The 16,025-nt window shown below is 57.4% G+C and carries 14 protein-coding genes; all 14 read left to right on the top strand.

The annotated features are described in order from the left end of the window. The first annotated feature begins 2 nt into the window (after positions 1-2). The 14 genes from wcaE (at position 3) to galF (ending at position 15,966) form a co-directional block, all read left to right on the top strand. Positions 3-749, top strand: coding sequence for a colanic acid biosynthesis glycosyltransferase WcaE (gene wcaE, locus SOM40_RS15335; RefSeq protein ID WP_106993500.1), 747 nt, complete (start codon positions 3-5; stop codon positions 747-749). A 15-nt stretch (positions 750-764) separates the two neighbouring features. Then, positions 765-1,313, top strand: coding sequence for a colanic acid biosynthesis acetyltransferase WcaF (wcaF, locus tag SOM40_RS15330; protein ID WP_106993499.1), 549 nt, complete (start codon positions 765-767; stop codon positions 1,311-1,313). A gap of 27 nt (positions 1,314-1,340) precedes the next feature. Beyond that, positions 1,341-2,462 (top strand): GDP-mannose 4,6-dehydratase, encoded by a 1,122-nt coding sequence (gmd, locus tag SOM40_RS15325; protein ID WP_106993498.1) that lies wholly within the window; start codon positions 1,341-1,343, stop codon positions 2,460-2,462. A gap of 2 nt (positions 2,463-2,464) precedes the next feature. Beyond that, positions 2,465-3,430: a GDP-L-fucose synthase gene (gene fcl, locus SOM40_RS15320; RefSeq protein WP_166182941.1), complete on the top strand. Its 966-nt coding sequence runs from the start codon at positions 2,465-2,467 to the stop codon at positions 3,428-3,430. A 2-nt stretch (positions 3,431-3,432) separates the two neighbouring features. After that, positions 3,433-3,906, top strand: a complete 474-nt coding sequence (locus SOM40_RS15315; protein WP_225758446.1) for a GDP-mannose mannosyl hydrolase — start codon at positions 3,433-3,435, stop codon at positions 3,904-3,906. Further along, on the top strand, positions 3,903-5,126 hold the full coding sequence (gene wcaI / locus SOM40_RS15310) for a colanic acid biosynthesis fucosyltransferase WcaI (protein WP_320530294.1): 1,224 nt from the start codon (positions 3,903-3,905) through the stop codon (positions 5,124-5,126). The genes SOM40_RS15315 and wcaI overlap by 4 nt, the downstream gene beginning before the upstream one ends. 3 nt (positions 5,127-5,129) lie before the next feature. Then, the gene (gene cpsB, locus SOM40_RS15305) at positions 5,130-6,566 is read left to right on the top strand and encodes a mannose-1-phosphate guanyltransferase (RefSeq protein WP_106993494.1); all 1,437 of its coding nucleotides are present in this window, start codon (positions 5,130-5,132) and stop codon (positions 6,564-6,566) included. 118 nt (positions 6,567-6,684) lie between these two features. Beyond that, complete coding sequence (gene cpsG / locus SOM40_RS15300) at positions 6,685-8,055, top strand: colanic acid biosynthesis phosphomannomutase CpsG (RefSeq protein ID WP_225758449.1); 1,371 nt, start codon at positions 6,685-6,687, stop codon at positions 8,053-8,055. Between the two features lie 49 nt (positions 8,056-8,104). Then, entirely contained in the window at positions 8,105-9,499 is a 1,395-nt protein-coding gene (gene wcaJ, locus SOM40_RS15295) for an undecaprenyl-phosphate glucose phosphotransferase (RefSeq protein ID WP_106993492.1), read from the top strand. Between the two features lies 1 nt (position 9,500). Continuing rightward, a complete protein-coding gene (gene wzxC, locus SOM40_RS15290) occupies positions 9,501-10,979 on the top strand; it encodes a colanic acid undecaprenyl disphosphate flippase WzxC (protein WP_320530293.1) in 1,479 nt (492 codons plus the stop codon). Positions 10,980-10,994: 15 nt separating this feature from the next. Further along, a complete protein-coding gene (wcaK, locus tag SOM40_RS15285) occupies positions 10,995-12,275 on the top strand; it encodes a colanic acid biosynthesis pyruvyl transferase WcaK (RefSeq protein WP_156264201.1) in 1,281 nt (426 codons plus the stop codon). After that, positions 12,272-13,492 (top strand): colanic acid biosynthesis glycosyltransferase WcaL, encoded by a 1,221-nt coding sequence (gene wcaL / locus SOM40_RS15280; RefSeq protein WP_320530292.1) that lies wholly within the window; start codon positions 12,272-12,274, stop codon positions 13,490-13,492. Before wcaK ends, wcaL begins: the two co-directional genes overlap by 4 nt. A 13-nt stretch (positions 13,493-13,505) precedes the next feature. Beyond that, positions 13,506-14,891 carry a colanic acid biosynthesis protein WcaM gene (gene wcaM, locus SOM40_RS15275; RefSeq protein ID WP_320530291.1) on the top strand — a complete coding sequence of 462 codons (1,386 nt, stop codon included), beginning with the start codon at positions 13,506-13,508 and terminating at the stop codon, positions 14,889-14,891. 178 nt (positions 14,892-15,069) lie between these two features. After that, positions 15,070-15,966: a GalU regulator GalF gene (galF, locus tag SOM40_RS15270; RefSeq protein WP_106993487.1), complete on the top strand. Its 897-nt coding sequence runs from the start codon at positions 15,070-15,072 to the stop codon at positions 15,964-15,966. Positions 15,967-16,025: the final 59 nt, after the last annotated feature.

Raw genomic sequence — 16,025 nt, 5'->3', positions numbered from 1 at the left:
TTATGTTACTCAGCGTTATTACTGTTGCCTTCCGTAATCTTGACGGCGTGGTAAAAACCTGGCGTTCGCTGCGCAACCTGGCCCGCGATCCCAGCCTCAGTTTTGAATGGATTGTGGTGGATGGCGGTTCCAACGACGGCACGGCAGAATTTCTCGAAAAACTGAACGGTGAGTTCAACTTACGTTACGTCAGTGAGAAGGACCGCGGTATCTACGATGCGATGAATAAAGGCATCGACATGGCGCAGGGTCGCTACGCGATCTTCCTCAACTCTGGCGACATTTTTCATGACGATGTGGCGCAGTTTGTACGCCAGCTCGGCGACGTGCAGGGTAACGCCATGATCCTCGGCGATGCGTTACTCGATTTTGGTGACGGAAATAAAGTGCGCCGGGCGGCGAAACCGGGCTGGTATATTTACCACAGCCTGCCGGCTAGCCATCAGGCGATTTTCTTTCCCGTAAGTGGATTAAAAACGTACCCGTACGATCTGCAGTACCGCGTCTCGTCGGATTACGCCCTGACCGCCAGAATGTATAAAGCCGGTTATCCGTTTAAACGTCTCCCGGGGCTGGTATCTGAATTCTCGATGGGCGGCGTGTCAACCTCGAATAATCTTGAATTATGCCAGGATGCCAAAAAAGTGCAGCGCGAAATATTGCGCATGCCGGGTGTGCTCGCGGAATTGTCTTATTTATTGCGTCTGAAAACGACCGGTAAAACAAAAGCCTTATATAACAAAGCCTGAATATAAGGAAACACGATGCAGGAATTAAGTGGCTTCTCTGTGCCGAAAGGATTTCGTGGCGCAGGCGGTATTAAGGTGCAGTTATGGTGGGCAGTTCAGGCGACGTTATTTGCCTGGTCGCCGCAAATAATGTACCGCTGGCGCGCCTTTTTATTACGTCTGTTTGGCGCAAAAATCGGAAAAAACGTAGTGATTCGCCCGTCGGTAAAAATTACTTACCCGTGGAAATTAACCTTAGGGGATAACGCCTGGGTGGGTGACGAGGCGGTGTTATATACGCTGGGTAATATTTCGATTGGCGCCAATTCGGTGGTGTCGCAGAAGTGTTATCTCTGCACCGGCAGTCACGATTATATGAGTCAACATTTTGATATTAATGCGCAGCCCATCACCCTGGGTGAGAAATGCTGGCTGGCGACCGATGTCTTTGTCGCGCCCGGTGTTTCCATTGGCGATGGCACCGTTGTTGGTGCGCGCAGCAGTGTTTTTAAATCGCTTCCGGCAAATAAGCTTTGCCGTGGCAATCCCGCAGTGGTGATACGCGAACGCGTTGAAACTGAATAACTTCTGATAAGTCTGGAGAAAATAAACATGTCTAAAGTCGCTCTCATCACCGGCGTTACCGGACAGGATGGTTCTTATCTGGCGGAACTCCTGCTGGAAAAAGGCTACGAAGTGCACGGAATCAAACGTCGTGCCTCCTCGTTTAACACCGAGCGCGTGGATCATATCTACCAGGATCCACATGCAGCAAACCCGAAATTCCACCTGCACTACGGTGACCTGACCGACAGCTCCAACCTGACCCGTATTCTGCAGGAAGTGCAGCCGGATGAGGTTTACAACCTGGGCGCGATGAGCCACGTAGCGGTCTCCTTCGAATCCCCGGAATACACCGCCGACGTGGATGCCATGGGTACCCTGCGTCTGCTGGAAGCCATTCGCTTCCTCGGTCTGGAGAAGAAGACCCGTTTCTATCAGGCATCTACCTCCGAGCTGTATGGCCTGGTGCAGGAGATCCCGCAGAAAGAGACCACCCCGTTCTACCCGCGCTCTCCGTATGCCGTGGCTAAAATGTACGCCTACTGGATCACCGTGAACTACCGCGAGTCCTACGGCATCTACGCCTGTAACGGTATTCTGTTCAACCACGAATCCCCGCGCCGCGGCGAAACCTTCGTGACCCGTAAAATCACCCGCGCCATCGCCAACATTGCTCAGGGTCTGGAATCCTGCCTGCACCTCGGCAACATGGACTCCCTGCGTGACTGGGGCCATGCCAAAGACTACGTGAAAATGCAGTGGATGATGCTGCAGCAGGAAAAACCAGAAGACTTCGTCATCGCCACTGGCGTGCAGTACTCCGTGCGTCAGTTCGTTGAGATGGCGGCAGCCCAGCTGGGTATCAAACTGCGCTTCGAAGGTACCGGCGTGGAAGAGAAGGGTATCGTGGTCTCCGTGACCGGCCATGACGCACCGGGCGTGAAGCCGGGCGATGTGATTGTTCAGGTTGACCCGCGCTACTTCCGTCCTGCTGAGGTGGAAACCCTGCTCGGCGACCCAAGCAAAGCGCACGAAAAATTGGGCTGGAAGCCGGAAATCACCCTCCAGGAGATGGTGTCAGAGATGGTTGCCCACGATCTTGAAGCGGCGAAGAAACACTCCCTGCTCAAGTCCCATGGCTACGAGGTTGCCATCGCGCTGGAGTCCTGAGTATGAGCAAACAACGAATTTTTGTTGCCGGTCATCGCGGAATGGTGGGTTCCGCGATTGTTCGCCAGCTGGAACAGCGCGGCAACGTCGAACTGGTGGTTCGCAACCGTGATGAACTGAATCTGCTCGATGCGGGCGCGGTACAGGCATTTTTTGCCGAGCAGCGCATCGACCAGGTCTATCTGGCGGCGGCAAAAGTGGGCGGCATTGTCGCCAACAACACTTATCCGGCAGATTTCATCTACGAAAACATGATGATTGAGAGCAACATCATTCACGCTGCGCATCTGCATAACGTGAACAAGCTGCTGTTCCTCGGCTCATCTTGTATCTACCCGAAGATGGCCAAACAGCCCATCGCCGAGAGCGAGCTGCTGCAGGGCACGCTGGAAGCGACCAACGAGCCCTACGCCATCGCCAAGATTGCCGGGATCAAGCTGTGCGAATCCTATAACCGCCAGTACGGTCGCGACTATCGCTCGGTGATGCCGACCAACCTGTACGGCCCGAACGATAACTTCCACCCGAGCAACTCGCACGTGATCCCGGCGCTGCTGCGTCGTTTTCACGAGGCGACCGTCAGCAACGCACCGGAAGTGGTGGTGTGGGGCAGCGGTACGCCGATGCGCGAGTTCCTGCATGTGGATGACATGGCCGCCGCCAGCATTCACGTGATGGAGCTGGCACGCGAGGTCTGGCAGGAGAACACCGAGCCGATGTTGTCGCACATCAACGTTGGCACCGGGGTGGACTGCACTATCCGCGAGCTGGCCGAGACTATCGCTCAGGTGGTGGGATACAAAGGCCGCGTGGCCTTCGATGCCAGCAAACCCGACGGCACGCCGCGCAAGCTGCTGGATGTGACCCGTCTGCATCAGCTGGGCTGGTTCCACGAGGTGACGCTGGCGCAGGGGCTGGCCAGTACTTACCAGTGGTTCCTGGAAAACCAGCAGCGGTTCCGGGGGTAGATATGTTTTTAAGTCAGGAAGATTTTGCCACTGTGGTGCGTTCCACTCCGCTTATCTCCATCGATCTGGTGGTGGAGAACGAGCGGGGCGAGTTCCTGCTCGGGCAACGCACCAACCGTCCGGCGCAGGGCTACTGGTTCGTGCCGGGTGGGCGGGTGCAGAAAGACGAGACGCTGGAAAATGCCTTTGCCCGTCTGACACAGGCGGAGCTGGGGCTGCGCCTGCCGATGACGGCGGGGCAGTTCTACGGGGTCTGGCAGCACTTCTATGACGACAACTTTTCCGGCACCGGTTTCACCACCCACTACGTGGTGCTGGGCTATCGCCTGAAGGTGAATGAGGCAGACCTGCGTCTGCCTGATTCTCAGCACGACGACTACCGTTGGCTGACGCCTGAACAGCTTCTGGCCAGCGATAACGTGCATGACAACAGCCGGGCCTACTTCCTGGATCAGTCAGGGGTGCCGGGTTTATGAAAATTTTGGTGTACGGCATTAACTACTCCCCGGAGCTCACCGGTATCGGCAAATACACCGGCGAGATGGTGGAGTGGATGGCCAGCCAGGGGCATGAGGTGCGGGTCATTACGGCCCCGCCTTATTACCCTGAGTGGCAGGTGGGCGAAAATTATTCAAACTGGCGCTATCGTCGCGAAGAGGGAGCTGCCACCGTCTGGCGCTGCCCGCTGTATGTGCCGAAACAGCCATCGACCTTAAAGCGTTTGATTCATCTGGGCAGTTTTGCCCTGAGCAGTTTCTTCCCGCTGATGGCGCAACGTCGCTGGAAGCCGGATCGCATTATTGGCGTGGTGCCGACCCTGTTTTGCACCCCAGGCATGCGCCTGCTGGGCAAGCTCTCCGGGGCCCGCACTCTGCTGCACATTCAGGATTATGAAGTGGACGCCATGCTCGGTCTGGGCATGGCGGGCAAAGGCAAGGGCGGCAAAGTCGCGAAACTGGCCAGCGCCTTTGAGCGCAGCGCCCTGCATAACGTGGATTATGTCTCGACCATCTCCCGCTCGATGATGAACAAAGCGCAGGAGAAGGGCGTGGCGGCGGAGAAGGTGATCTTCTTCCCAAACTGGTCGGAAGTGGCGCGTTTTCGCGACGTCACATCTGACGATGCAGCAGCGCTGCGCGCACAGCTGGGTCTGGCTGAGGCGCAAAAGATTGTTCTCTATTCCGGCAATATCGGTGAGAAGCAGGGTCTGGAGAGCGTCATCGACGCTGCCGCCGCGCTCAGCGATAAGCCCTTGCAGTTTGTAATTGTCGGCCAGGGTGGCGGCAAAGCGCGGCTGGAGAAACTGGCCCGCGAGCGCGGCCTGCACAATATTCAGTTCTTCCCGCTGCAGTCTTACGACGCCTTACCGGCGCTGCTGAAGATGGCCGACTGCCATCTGGTGATACAGAAGCGCGGCGCGGCGGATGCGGTCCTGCCCTCCAAGCTGACCAACATTCTGGCAGTGGGCGGCAACGCGGTGATCACTGCCGAAGCCCACACCGAGCTGGGCCAGCTGTGTGACAACCTGCCGGGGATCGCCGTCTGTGTGGAGCCGGAGTCGGTACCCGCGCTGGTAGAGGGGATCGAACAGGCGCTGAACATGCCTAAAGAGAACAGGGTAGCCCGTGACTATGCCGAACGCACGCTCGAGAAAGAGAACGTGCTGAGCCAGTTTATTGCAGATATTCGGGGATAAATCATGAGTAAAAATACGTTGTACCCGGTGGTAATGGCAGGTGGCTCTGGCAGCCGGTTGTGGCCGCTCTCCCGCGTGCTCTATCCAAAACAGTTCCTCTGCCTGAAAGGGGAACTCACCATGCTGCAGACTACGGTCAACCGCCTGAACGGCGTGATGTGTGAAAGTCCGGTGGTGATCTGTAACGAACAGCACCGCTTTATCGTCGCCGAGCAGCTGCGTCAGCTGAACAAGCTGACCGAAAATATCATTCTGGAACCTGCCGGACGTAACACCGCCCCGGCCATCGCCCTGGCGGCGCTGGCCGCCCAGCGCAGCAGCCCGGATTGCGATCCGCTGATGCTGGTGCTGGCCGCGGATCACGTGATCCAGCAGGAAGAGGCGTTCCGCGAGGCCGTGCGTTCAGCTATTCCTTATGCCGAAAGCGGCAAGCTGGTGACCTTCGGCATCGTGCCGGATATGCCGGAAACCGGCTATGGCTACATTCGCCGTGGCAACGTGACGCCGGGTGAGGGGGACAACCTCGCGTTCGACGTGGCGCAGTTTGTTGAAAAACCGAATCTCGAAACCGCCCAGGCCTATGTCGCCAGCGGCGAGTATTACTGGAACAGCGGCATGTTCCTGTTCCGCGCTGGACGTTATCTGGAAGAGCTGCGGAAGTACCGCCCCGATATTCTGGACGCCTGCGAAAAAGCGATGGCTACCGTTGACCCGGATCTGGACTTTATCCGCGTTGACGAAGCCGCGTTCCTCGCCTGCCCGGATGAATCGGTGGATTACGCGGTGATGGAACAGACGGCCGATGCGGTGGTGGTGCCGATGGATGCCGGCTGGAGCGATGTTGGCTCCTGGTCCTCGCTGTGGGAAATCAGCAACCAGACGCCGGAAGGCAACGTTCATCACGGAGATGTGATCAGCCATAAAACGGAAAACAGCTACGTCTACGCTGAGTCCGGACTGGTGACCACCGTCGGGGTGAAGGATCTGGTAGTGGTCCAGACCAAAGACGCGGTGCTGATTGCCGATCGCAACGCGGTGCAGGACGTCAAAAAAGTGGTCGAGCAGATCAAAGCCGATGGCCGCCATGAGCACCACATTCACCGTGAAGTGTACCGTCCGTGGGGCAAATATGACTCCATCGACGAGGGCGATCGCTATCAGGTTAAACGCATCACCGTGAAACCGGGCGAGGGGCTGTCGGTGCAGATGCACCATCATCGCGCCGAGCACTGGGTGGTGGTGGCGGGAACCGCCAAAGTGACCATTAACGATGTGGTGACGCTGCTGGGTGAAAATGAATCCATTTACATCCCGCTGGGGGCGACCCACTGCCTGGAAAACCCGGGAAAAATCCCGCTCGATCTGATTGAAGTGCGCTCCGGCTCGTATCTGGAAGAGGACGACATCGTTCGCTTCGAGGATCGCTACGGGCGGGTTTAGCCCCTGAGCGTGGCTTGCCGGATGCGCGTTGCTAATCCGGCCTACGAATGACGCAAAACAAAAAATTAAATTGGCCCTGTCCGGGTCGGGCCAACTGTTGCCTGAATAAGGGGTAATGATGCAAAAGTTAACCTGTTTTAAAGCCTACGATATTCGCGGCAAGCTCGGTGAAGAGCTGAATGAAGACATTGCGTGGCGCATTGGCCGCGCGTACGGCGAATATTTAAAGCCAAAGACCATTGTGCTGGGCGGCGACGTGCGTCTGACCAGCGAAGCCCTGAAACTGGCCCTGGCGAAAGGGCTGCAGGATGCGGGCGTTGACGTGCTGGATATCGGTTTGTCCGGCACCGAAGAGATCTACTTTGCCACCTTCCACCTGGGCGTTGACGGCGGGATCGAAGTGACCGCCAGCCATAACCCGATGGACTACAACGGTATGAAGCTGGTGCGCGAAGGGGCTCGCCCGATCAGCGGCGATACCGGTCTGCGTGACGTCCAGCGTCTGGCGGAAGCCAACGATTTCCCGCCGGTGAACGAGGCGAAACGCGGCAGCTATAAAAAGATTGATCTGCGTGAGGCCTATATCGATCACCTGCTGGGCTACATCAACCTGGCGAACCTCAAGCCGCTGAAGCTGGTGATCAACTCCGGCAACGGCGCGGCAGGCCCGGTGGTGGACGCTCTGGAAGCCCGCTTTAAAGCGCTTAACGTGCCGGTGACCTTCGTTAAAGTCCACAACACCCCGGACGGCACCTTCCCGAACGGTATTCCAAACCCGCTGCTGCCGGAGTGCCGGGCCGATACCCGCAACGCGGTGATTGAGCACGGCGCGGACATGGGCATCGCCTTTGACGGCGACTTCGACCGCTGCTTCCTGTTCGATGAAAAAGGGCAGTTTATCGAGGGCTACTACATTGTCGGCCTGCTGGCTGAAGCCTTCCTCGAGAAAAACCCCGGCTCGCGCATTATTCACGACCCGCGTCTCTCCTGGAACACGGTGGATGTCGTGGCTGCGGCGGGCGGCACCCCGGTGATGTCGAAAACCGGCCATGCCTTTATCAAAGAGCGGATGCGGGAAGAGGATGCGATCTACGGCGGAGAGATGAGCGCTCATCACTACTTCCGTGATTTTGCCTACTGCGACAGCGGGATGATCCCGTGGCTGCTGGTCACTGAACTGCTGTGCCTGAAGGGCCAGACGTTGGGTGAGCTGGTGCGCGACCGCATGGCGGCCTTCCCGGCGAGCGGGGAGATCAACAGCACGCTCGCGGCCCCGGCCGAGGCGATTGCCCGCGTGGAGAACCACTTCGCTCTGCACGCGCTGGAGATCGACCGCACCGACGGGATCAGCATGACCTTCCCCCAGTGGCGCTTCAATTTACGCTCGTCGAACACCGAGCCGGTGGTGCGCCTGAACGTGGAATCCCGCGCCGATGCGGCGCTGATGGCGGCGCGAACGCAGGACATTATGGCGCTGTTGAATCAGTAATCCTTGCCCCTCTCCCGACGGGGGAGGGGCCCCTGAAACAGGAACAACGATGACAAATCTAAAAAAGCGCGAGCGAGCCAAAACGAATGCATCGTTAATCTCTATGGTGCAGCGTTTTTCTGATATCACCATCATGTTCGGTGGCTTGTGGATGGTGTGTAAACTCAGCGGGCTGCCCTTCCTCTACATGCATCTGCTGATGGCGCTGATCGCGCTGGTGGTCTTCCAGATGATCGGCGGCATGACTGATTTCTACCGCTCATGGCGTGGCGTCAAGATCGCCACCGAGCTGCTGCTGCTGTTGCAGAACTGGACCTTAAGCCTGGTGTTCAGCTTCGGGCTGGTGGCCTTCAACAACGACTTTGATAATCGCTTTGCTACCTATTTTGCCTGGTACCTGCTCACCAGCGTGGGGATGGTGGTCTGCCGATCGCTGATCCGCTACGGCGCAGGCTGGCTGCGTAACCGCGGCTACAACACCCGTCGGGTAGCGGTGGCCGGGAGTATGCCCGCCGGACTGGCGTTGCTGGACGGTTTTCGTAAAGAGCCGTGGCTGGGGTTTGATGTGGTCGGGGTCTATCATGACGCACAGCCCGGTGGCGTATCGGCTGACTGGGCGGGGAACTACTCCCAGCTGGTTGACGATGCCAAAGCCGGCAAGATCCACAACGTCTATATCGCCATGCCGATGAGCGATGAGGCCAGAATCAAAACCCTGATGCGCAAACTGGCGGACACCACCTGCTCGGTGATCCTGATCCCCGATGTGTTTACCTTTAACATCCTCCATTCCCGCATTGAAGAGGTAAACGGCGTGCCGGTGGTGCCGCTGTATGACACGCCGCTCTCCGGCCTCAACCGGGTGCTGAAGCGCGTGGAGGATATCGTCCTCTCATCCCTGATCCTGCTCCTGATCTCCCCGGTGCTCTGCGCCATTGCGCTGGCGGTGAAGCTCACATCTAAAGGGCCGGTGATCTTCCGCCAGACCCGCTACGGTATGGACGGTAAGCCGATTATGGTGTGGAAATTCCGCTCCATGAAGGTGATGGAGAACGACGAGGTAGTGACCCAGGCGACGCAAAACGATCCGCGCGTCACCCGCGTCGGTAACTTCCTGCGTCGTACCTCCCTCGACGAACTGCCGCAGTTTATTAATGTGTTAACCGGTGGCATGTCCATTGTCGGCCCGCGTCCGCACGCCGTGGCCCATAACGAGCAGTATCGCGCTCTGATTGAAGGCTACATGCTGCGCCATAAAGTGAAACCGGGCATCACCGGCTGGGCGCAGATTAATGGCTGGCGCGGCGAAACCGACACCCTGGAGAAGATGGAAAAACGCATTGAGTTTGACCTGGAGTATATCCGCGAGTGGAGTCTCTGGTTCGATATCAAAATTGTGTTTCTTACCGTCTTTAAGGGCTTTGTGAACAAAGCGGCGTATTAAGATGAGCTTACGTGAAAAAACCCTCAGCGGGGCAAAGTGGTCGGCTATCGCCACGGTGATCATCATCGGCCTCGGGCTGGTGCAGATGACGGTGCTGGCGCGCATTATCGATAACCACCAGTTTGGCCTGCTGACCGTCTCGCTGGTGATTATCGCCCTCGCCGATACGCTGTCGGACTTCGGCATCGCCAACTCGATTATTCAGCGTAAGGAGATCAGCCATCTGGAGCTGACCACCCTCTACTGGCTGAACGTCGGCCTCGGGATTGTGGTGTTCGTGGCGCTGTTTCTGCTGAGCGATGCCATTGCGGGCGCACTGAACAACCCGGAGCTGGCTCCGCTGATGCGCGCCTTGTCGTTTGCGTTTGTGGTGATCCCGCACGGGCAGCAGTTCCGCGCGCTGATGCAAAAGGAGCTGGAGTTCAGCAAAATCGGCATGATTGAAACCAGCGCCGTGCTGGCCGGGTTTACCTTTACCGTGGTCAGCGCCCACTTCTGGCCGCTGGCAATGACCGCCATCCTTGGCTATCTGGTGAACTCTGCTGTACGTACACTGCTGTTCGGCTTCTTTGGTCGCAAGATTTACCGCCCTGGCCTCCACTTCTCGCTCAAATCGGTATCATCCAACCTGCGCTTCGGCGCCTGGCTGACCGCCGACAGCATCATCAACTACGTGAACACCAACCTCTCGACGCTGGTGCTGGCACGCATCCTCGGCGCAAGCGTGGCGGGGGGCTATAACCTGGCGTACAACGTGGCGGTGGTACCGCCGATGAAGCTCAACCCGATCATCACCCGCGTGCTGTTCCCGGCCTTTGCCAAAATTCAGGACGACACTGAAAAGCTGCGGATCAACTTCTACAAGCTGCTGTCGGTGGTGGGGATCATTAACTTCCCGACCCTGCTGGGGCTGATGGTTGTTTCCGGCAATATGGTGCCGCTGGTGTTCGGCGAAAAGTGGGTCAGTATTGTGCCGATCCTGCAGCTGCTGTGCGTGGTGGGCCTGCTGCGCTCGGTCGGTAACCCGATTGGTTCCCTGCTGATGGCCAAAGCCCGCGTTGATATCAGCTTCAAATTCAACGTCTTCAAGACATTCCTGTTTATTCCGGCGATCGTCATCGGCGGCCATCTGGCCGGCGCGATGGGGGTGACGCTGGGCTTCCTGCTGGTGCAAATCATTAACACCGTGCTGAGCTACTTCGTGATGATTAAGCCGGTGCTGGGCTCCAGCTATCGCCAGTACATCCTGAGCCTGTGGCTGCCGTTTTACCTGTCACTGCCGACGCTGGCGGTGAGCTATGGCTTAGGGCTAGCCCTTAATGGCCATCTGCCGCTGGCGGCGCTGCTGGCGGTGCAGGTCGCTGCCGGTGCGCTGGCCTTCGCGGTGATGATTGTGCTGTCGCGTAATGCGCTGGTGGTGGAGATCAAACGTCAGTTCTGCCGCAACGAAAAGATTAAAACGCTGCTTCGCGCAGGCTAATTTTAAGAGGTCATTATGAAATTACTGATTCTGGGCAACCATACCTGTGGTAACCGTGGTGACAGCGCCATTCTGCGCGGCCTGCTGGATGCCATTTACGCGCTGTCGCCGGAGACTGAAGTCGATGTGATGAGCCGCTACCCGGTGAGCTCCTCCTGGCTGCTGAACCGCCCGGTGATGGGCGATCCGCTCTACAGCCAGATGAAACAGCACAACAACGCTGCCGGGGTAATGGGGCGGGTGAAAAAGGTGCTGCGCCGCCGCTATCAGCACCAGGTGCTGCTCTCCCGCGTGACCGACACCGGCAAGCTGCGCAACATCGCCATCGCCCAGGGCTTTACCGATTTTGTTCGTCTGCTCTCCGGCTACGACGCCATCATTCAGGTGGGCGGCTCCTTCTTCGTTGACCTCTACGGCGTGCCGCAGTTCGAGCATGCGCTCTGCACCTTTATGGCGAAAAAGCCGCTGTTTATGGTCGGCCACAGCGTCGGGCCGTTCCAGGATCCACAGTTCAACCAGCTGGCCAACTATGTGTTTGGCCACTGCGATGCCCTGATCCTGCGTGAGTCGGTGAGTCTGAATCTGATGCAGCGCAGTGAGATTGACACCACCAAAGTGGAGCAGGGGGTGGACACCGCCTGGCTGGTGGATCATCAGGAGGCGAACTTTACCCCCAGCTATGCGGTGCAGCACTGGCTGAACGTGGTGGGTCAGCAGAAGACTGTCGCCATCACCCTGCGCGAACTGGCCCCGTTCGATAAACGACTGGGTACCACTCAGGCAGCCTACGAAAAAGCTTTTGCCGAGGTAGTAAACCGGGTGCTGGATAGCGGCTATCAGGTGCTGGCGCTCTCCACCTGTACCGGGATCGACAGCTACAACAAAGATGACCGCATGGTGGCGCTGAATCTGCGCCAGCACGTCAGCGATCCGTCGCGCTATCACGTGGTGATGGACGAACTTAACGACCTGGAGATGGGCAAATTGCTGGGCGCCTGCGATCTGACCGTGGGTACCCGTCTGCATTCGGCGATCATCTCCATGAACTTTGGCACCCCGGCCATCGCTATCAACTACGAACACAAGTCTGCCGGGATCATGCAGCAGCTGGGGATGCCGGAGATGGCGGTGGATATTCGCCATCTGTTGGATGGCTCCCTGGGGGCGATGGTGGGCGACACCCTCGGCCAGCTGCCGGCCATCAACGAACGCCTGGCGGTGGCGGTGAAAGCCGAACGTGAGAACGGCATCAGGATGGTGAAATCGGTGCTGGATCGGGTCGGGGAGGGCAAATGAAGGTTGGTTTCTTCTTACTGAAATTCCCGCTGTCGTCCGAAACCTTTGTGCTTAACCAGATCACCGCGTTTATTGATATGGGTTATGACGTGGAGATTGTCGCCCTGCAAAAGGGCGACACGCAAAATACCCACGCCGCCTGGACCCAATATGACCTGGCCAGCAAAACCCGCTGGCTGCAGGATGAGCCGCAGGGCAAGCTGGCGAAACTGGGCTACCGCGCCCGCCAGACCCTGCGCGGGCTGCATCGCCCGGGCACCTGGAAGGCGCTGAACGTCTCCCGCTATGGCGCCGAGTCGCGCAATCTGATCCTCTCCGCTATCTGCGGCCAGACGGCACAGCCCTGGCGTGCGGATGTGTTTATCGCCCACTTCGGCCCGGCCGGGGTGACGGCGGCCAAGCTGCGCGAGCTGGGGGTTATCGAGGGCAAAATCGCTACCGTCTTTCACGGGATCGATATCTCCAGCCGCGAGGTGCTGAATCATTACACCCCGGAATATCAACGCCTGTTTCAGCGCGGCGATATGATGCTGCCGATCAGCGATCTCTGGGCCGGACGGCTCAAAAGTATGGGCTGCCCGCCCGAGAAAATCACCGTCTCACGCATGGGTGTGGATATGCAGCGCTTCACCCAACGTCCGGTTAAAGCCCCGGGAAGCCCGCTGGAAATTATCTCGGTGGCGCGCCTGACCGAGAAAAAAGGGCTGCATGTGGCGATCGAGGCCTGCCGCCAGCTTAAAGAGCGTGGGGTGGCGTTTCGCTATCGCATCCTCGGTATTGGCCCCTGGGAACGCCGCCTGCGTACCCTGATCGAACAGTATGGGCTGGAAGCCCATGTCGAGATGCCCGGGTTCAAGCCCAGCCATGAAGTCAAAGCCATGCTTGATGCTGCGGATGTGTTCTTGCTTCCCTCAGTCACCGGCGCGGATGGCGACATGGAAGGCATCCCGGTGGCGCTGATGGAGGCGATGGCGGTGGGGATCCCGGTGGTCTCCACGGTGCACAGCGGCATTCCAGAACTGATCGAGCCTGGCCACTCCGGCTGGCTGGTGGAAGAGAACAACCCGGCGGCACTGGCCGGGCAGCTGGAACGCTTTGCTTCACTTGACGATCGGGCGCTCTCGCCGGTGCTGCACAACGCGCGCCGGAAAGTAGAGACCGATTTCAATCAACATCTGATTAACCGGCAGTTAGCCACTCTGCTTCAGACGCTTTAAAAAGGGAGGCGATATGCCGAAAGAGATGACGCGACGCGCGTTTGTCACCACCTGTTCCGTCCTGGCTGCCGCACCGCTGGTCGGCGTGCGGGCCGCCACCACCAGCAGCACGGTCGATATCAGCCGCTATAACCATCGTGACTGGATCGCGGCGTTCAAAAAGGCCTTTACCGACGGTGATACCGTGGTGGTGCCCGCCGGGCTGACCTGCGACAACATCAACACCGCCATTTTTATCCCCGAAGGTAAAACCCTGCGCATCCGCGGCGCGCTGACCGGCAACGGACGCGGGCGGCTGGTATTGCAGGATGGCAGTAAAGTCATTGGCGAAGGGGAGGGGCGCAGCGAAAACATCACCCTAGACGTCCGCGGCTCCGACTGCGTGATCCAGGGGCTGGCGATGAGCGGTTATGGCCCGGTAACCCAGATTTACATCGGCGGTAAAAAGCCGCGGGTGATGCGCAACCTGCTGATCGACAACCTGCGGGTGACGAAAGCCAACTATGCGATCCTGCGTCAGGGATTCCACAACCAGATAGATGGCGCCAAAATCACCAACTGCCACTTCAGCTATCTGCAGGGCGATGCCATTGAGTGGAACGTTGCAATCAACGACCAGAACATCCTGATCTCAGACCATGTTATCGACCATATCGACTGCACCAACGGCAAGATTAACTGGGGGATCGGCATCGGACTGGCCGGCAGCACCTATGACAATGCCTACCCGGAAGACCAGGCGGTGAAGAACTTTGTCGTCGCCAATATCACCGGCAGCAACTGCCGCCAGTTAGTGCATGTCGAGAATGGTAAACACTTTATTATCCGTAATGTTAAAGCCCGAAATATCACTCCGGACTTCAGTAAGAAAGCGGGGATTGATAACGCCACGGTAGCAATATATGGCTGCGATAATTTTGTCATCGATAACGTAGAAATGATCGACAGCGCAGGCATGTTAATTGGTTACGGGGTGATCAAAGGCAACTATTTGTCGATCCCGCAGAATTTTCGCCTCAACAATATTCATCTCGACAACCAGAAGCTTGCGCGTAAATTGCGCGGAATACAGATCTCTTCCGGCAATGCCACCTCGTTCGTGGCGATCACCAATCTCGAAATGAAGCGCGCTACGCTGGAGCTGCATAATAAACCGCAGCATCTTTTTATGCGTAATATCAACGTGATGCAGGATGCCACTGTCGGACCCGCACTGAAGCTGAATTTTGACCTGCGCAAGGATGTGCGTGGGAAATTTATGGCCCGGGAAGAGACGCTACTCTCCCTGGCGAACATTAACGCGGTTAATGAGAAAGGCCAAAGTTCGGTGGATATCGACCTCATCGATCAGCACACGATTAATACGGAACGGCTGAATTTTAATCTGCCGAAGCGCTAAATATTAACCAGACACCATTTTGCGAAGATTCCTGGAATTTAAGCGCGCGGATTCGGACTGCATCCACTGGTATTCGTCAGGCAGCGGCGTAACATCTACGCCTGATTTGTAGCAAATCGTGCTGGCGAAACCAGGCTAAAGAGCTATAATTCGGCAACCATTTTAAGGTGGAAGAAATATGATTAATTTGAAAGCGGTTATTCCGGTAGCCGGTCTGGGCATGCATATGCTCCCGGCCACAAAAGCCATTCCTAAAGAGATGCTGCCGATCGTTGACAAGCCGATGATTCAGTACATCGTCGACGAGATTGTTGCTGCAGGGATCAAAGAAATCGTTCTGGTAACCCATTCTTCGAAGAATGCGGTGGAAAACCATTTCGACACCTCCTACGAACTTGAAGCCCTTCTGGAGCAGCGCGTTAAGCGTCAGCTGCTGGCGGAAGTGCAGTCCATCTGCCCGCCAGGTGTGACCATTATGAACGTTCGCCAGGCGCAACCGCTTGGGCTCGGTCACTCTATCCTGTGCGCGCGTCCTGTGGTCGGCGATAACCCGTTTGTGGTTGTTCTGCCGGACATTATTCTGGATAACGCCTCTGCCGATCCGCTGCGCTACAACCTTGCAGCTATGGTTGCCCGTTTCAACGAAACCGGCCGCAGCCAGGTGCTGGCGAAACGCATGAAAGGCGATCTGTCCGAATACTCGGTTATTCAGACCAAAGAGCCGCTGGATTCAGAAGGTCAGGTCAGCCGTATCGTTCAGTTTATTGAGAAACCGGATCAACCGCAGACGCTCGACTCCGATCTGATGGCTGTCGGTCGCTATGTACTCAACGCTGAAATCTGGGCTGAGCTGGAGCGTACCGAGCCAGGCGCCTGGGATCGTATTCAGCTGACGGATGCTATCGCGGAACTGGCGAATAAGCAGTCTGTGGACGCCATGCTGATGACCGGTGACAGCTACGACTGCGGTAAGAAGATGGGATACATGCAAGCCTTTGTTCAGTATGGCCTTCGTAACCTGAAAGAAGGGCAGAAGTTCCGGGAAAGCATGAAGAAACTATTAACCAACGATTAACGATTGGTTGGTCGTTGACTAAACGGCAGTGGATCATTCCAGGCTTTCATAGGCCATGA

Source organism: Leclercia sp. CFBP8987 (assembly GCF_034044995.2).
Lineage (GTDB): Bacteria > Pseudomonadota > Gammaproteobacteria > Enterobacterales > Enterobacteriaceae > Enterobacter > Enterobacter tamurae.
Note: the sequence above shows the minus strand (reverse complement) of the source record. Positions and strands in the feature narration are given on the sequence as shown.

What these genes read in the sequence shown, in the direction of transcription:
- wcaE (WP_106993500.1), top strand. Translation starts at nt 3, where the DNA reads ATGTTACTCAGCGTTATTACTGTTGCCTTCCGTAATCTTGACGGCGTG.
- wcaF (WP_106993499.1), top strand. Translation starts at nt 765, where the DNA reads ATGCAGGAATTAAGTGGCTTCTCTGTGCCGAAAGGATTTCGTGGCGCA.
- gmd (WP_106993498.1), top strand. Translation starts at nt 1,341, where the DNA reads ATGTCTAAAGTCGCTCTCATCACCGGCGTTACCGGACAGGATGGTTCT.
- fcl (WP_166182941.1), top strand. Translation starts at nt 2,465, where the DNA reads ATGAGCAAACAACGAATTTTTGTTGCCGGTCATCGCGGAATGGTGGGT.
- SOM40_RS15315 (WP_225758446.1), top strand. Translation starts at nt 3,433, where the DNA reads ATGTTTTTAAGTCAGGAAGATTTTGCCACTGTGGTGCGTTCCACTCCG.
- wcaI (WP_320530294.1), top strand. Translation starts at nt 3,903, where the DNA reads ATGAAAATTTTGGTGTACGGCATTAACTACTCCCCGGAGCTCACCGGT.
- cpsB (WP_106993494.1), top strand. Translation starts at nt 5,130, where the DNA reads ATGAGTAAAAATACGTTGTACCCGGTGGTAATGGCAGGTGGCTCTGGC.
- cpsG (WP_225758449.1), top strand. Translation starts at nt 6,685, where the DNA reads ATGCAAAAGTTAACCTGTTTTAAAGCCTACGATATTCGCGGCAAGCTC.
- wcaJ (WP_106993492.1), top strand. Translation starts at nt 8,105, where the DNA reads ATGACAAATCTAAAAAAGCGCGAGCGAGCCAAAACGAATGCATCGTTA.
- wzxC (WP_320530293.1), top strand. Translation starts at nt 9,501, where the DNA reads ATGAGCTTACGTGAAAAAACCCTCAGCGGGGCAAAGTGGTCGGCTATC.
- wcaK (WP_156264201.1), top strand. Translation starts at nt 10,995, where the DNA reads ATGAAATTACTGATTCTGGGCAACCATACCTGTGGTAACCGTGGTGAC.
- wcaL (WP_320530292.1), top strand. Translation starts at nt 12,272, where the DNA reads ATGAAGGTTGGTTTCTTCTTACTGAAATTCCCGCTGTCGTCCGAAACC.
- wcaM (WP_320530291.1), top strand. Translation starts at nt 13,506, where the DNA reads ATGCCGAAAGAGATGACGCGACGCGCGTTTGTCACCACCTGTTCCGTC.
- galF (WP_106993487.1), top strand. Translation starts at nt 15,070, where the DNA reads ATGATTAATTTGAAAGCGGTTATTCCGGTAGCCGGTCTGGGCATGCAT.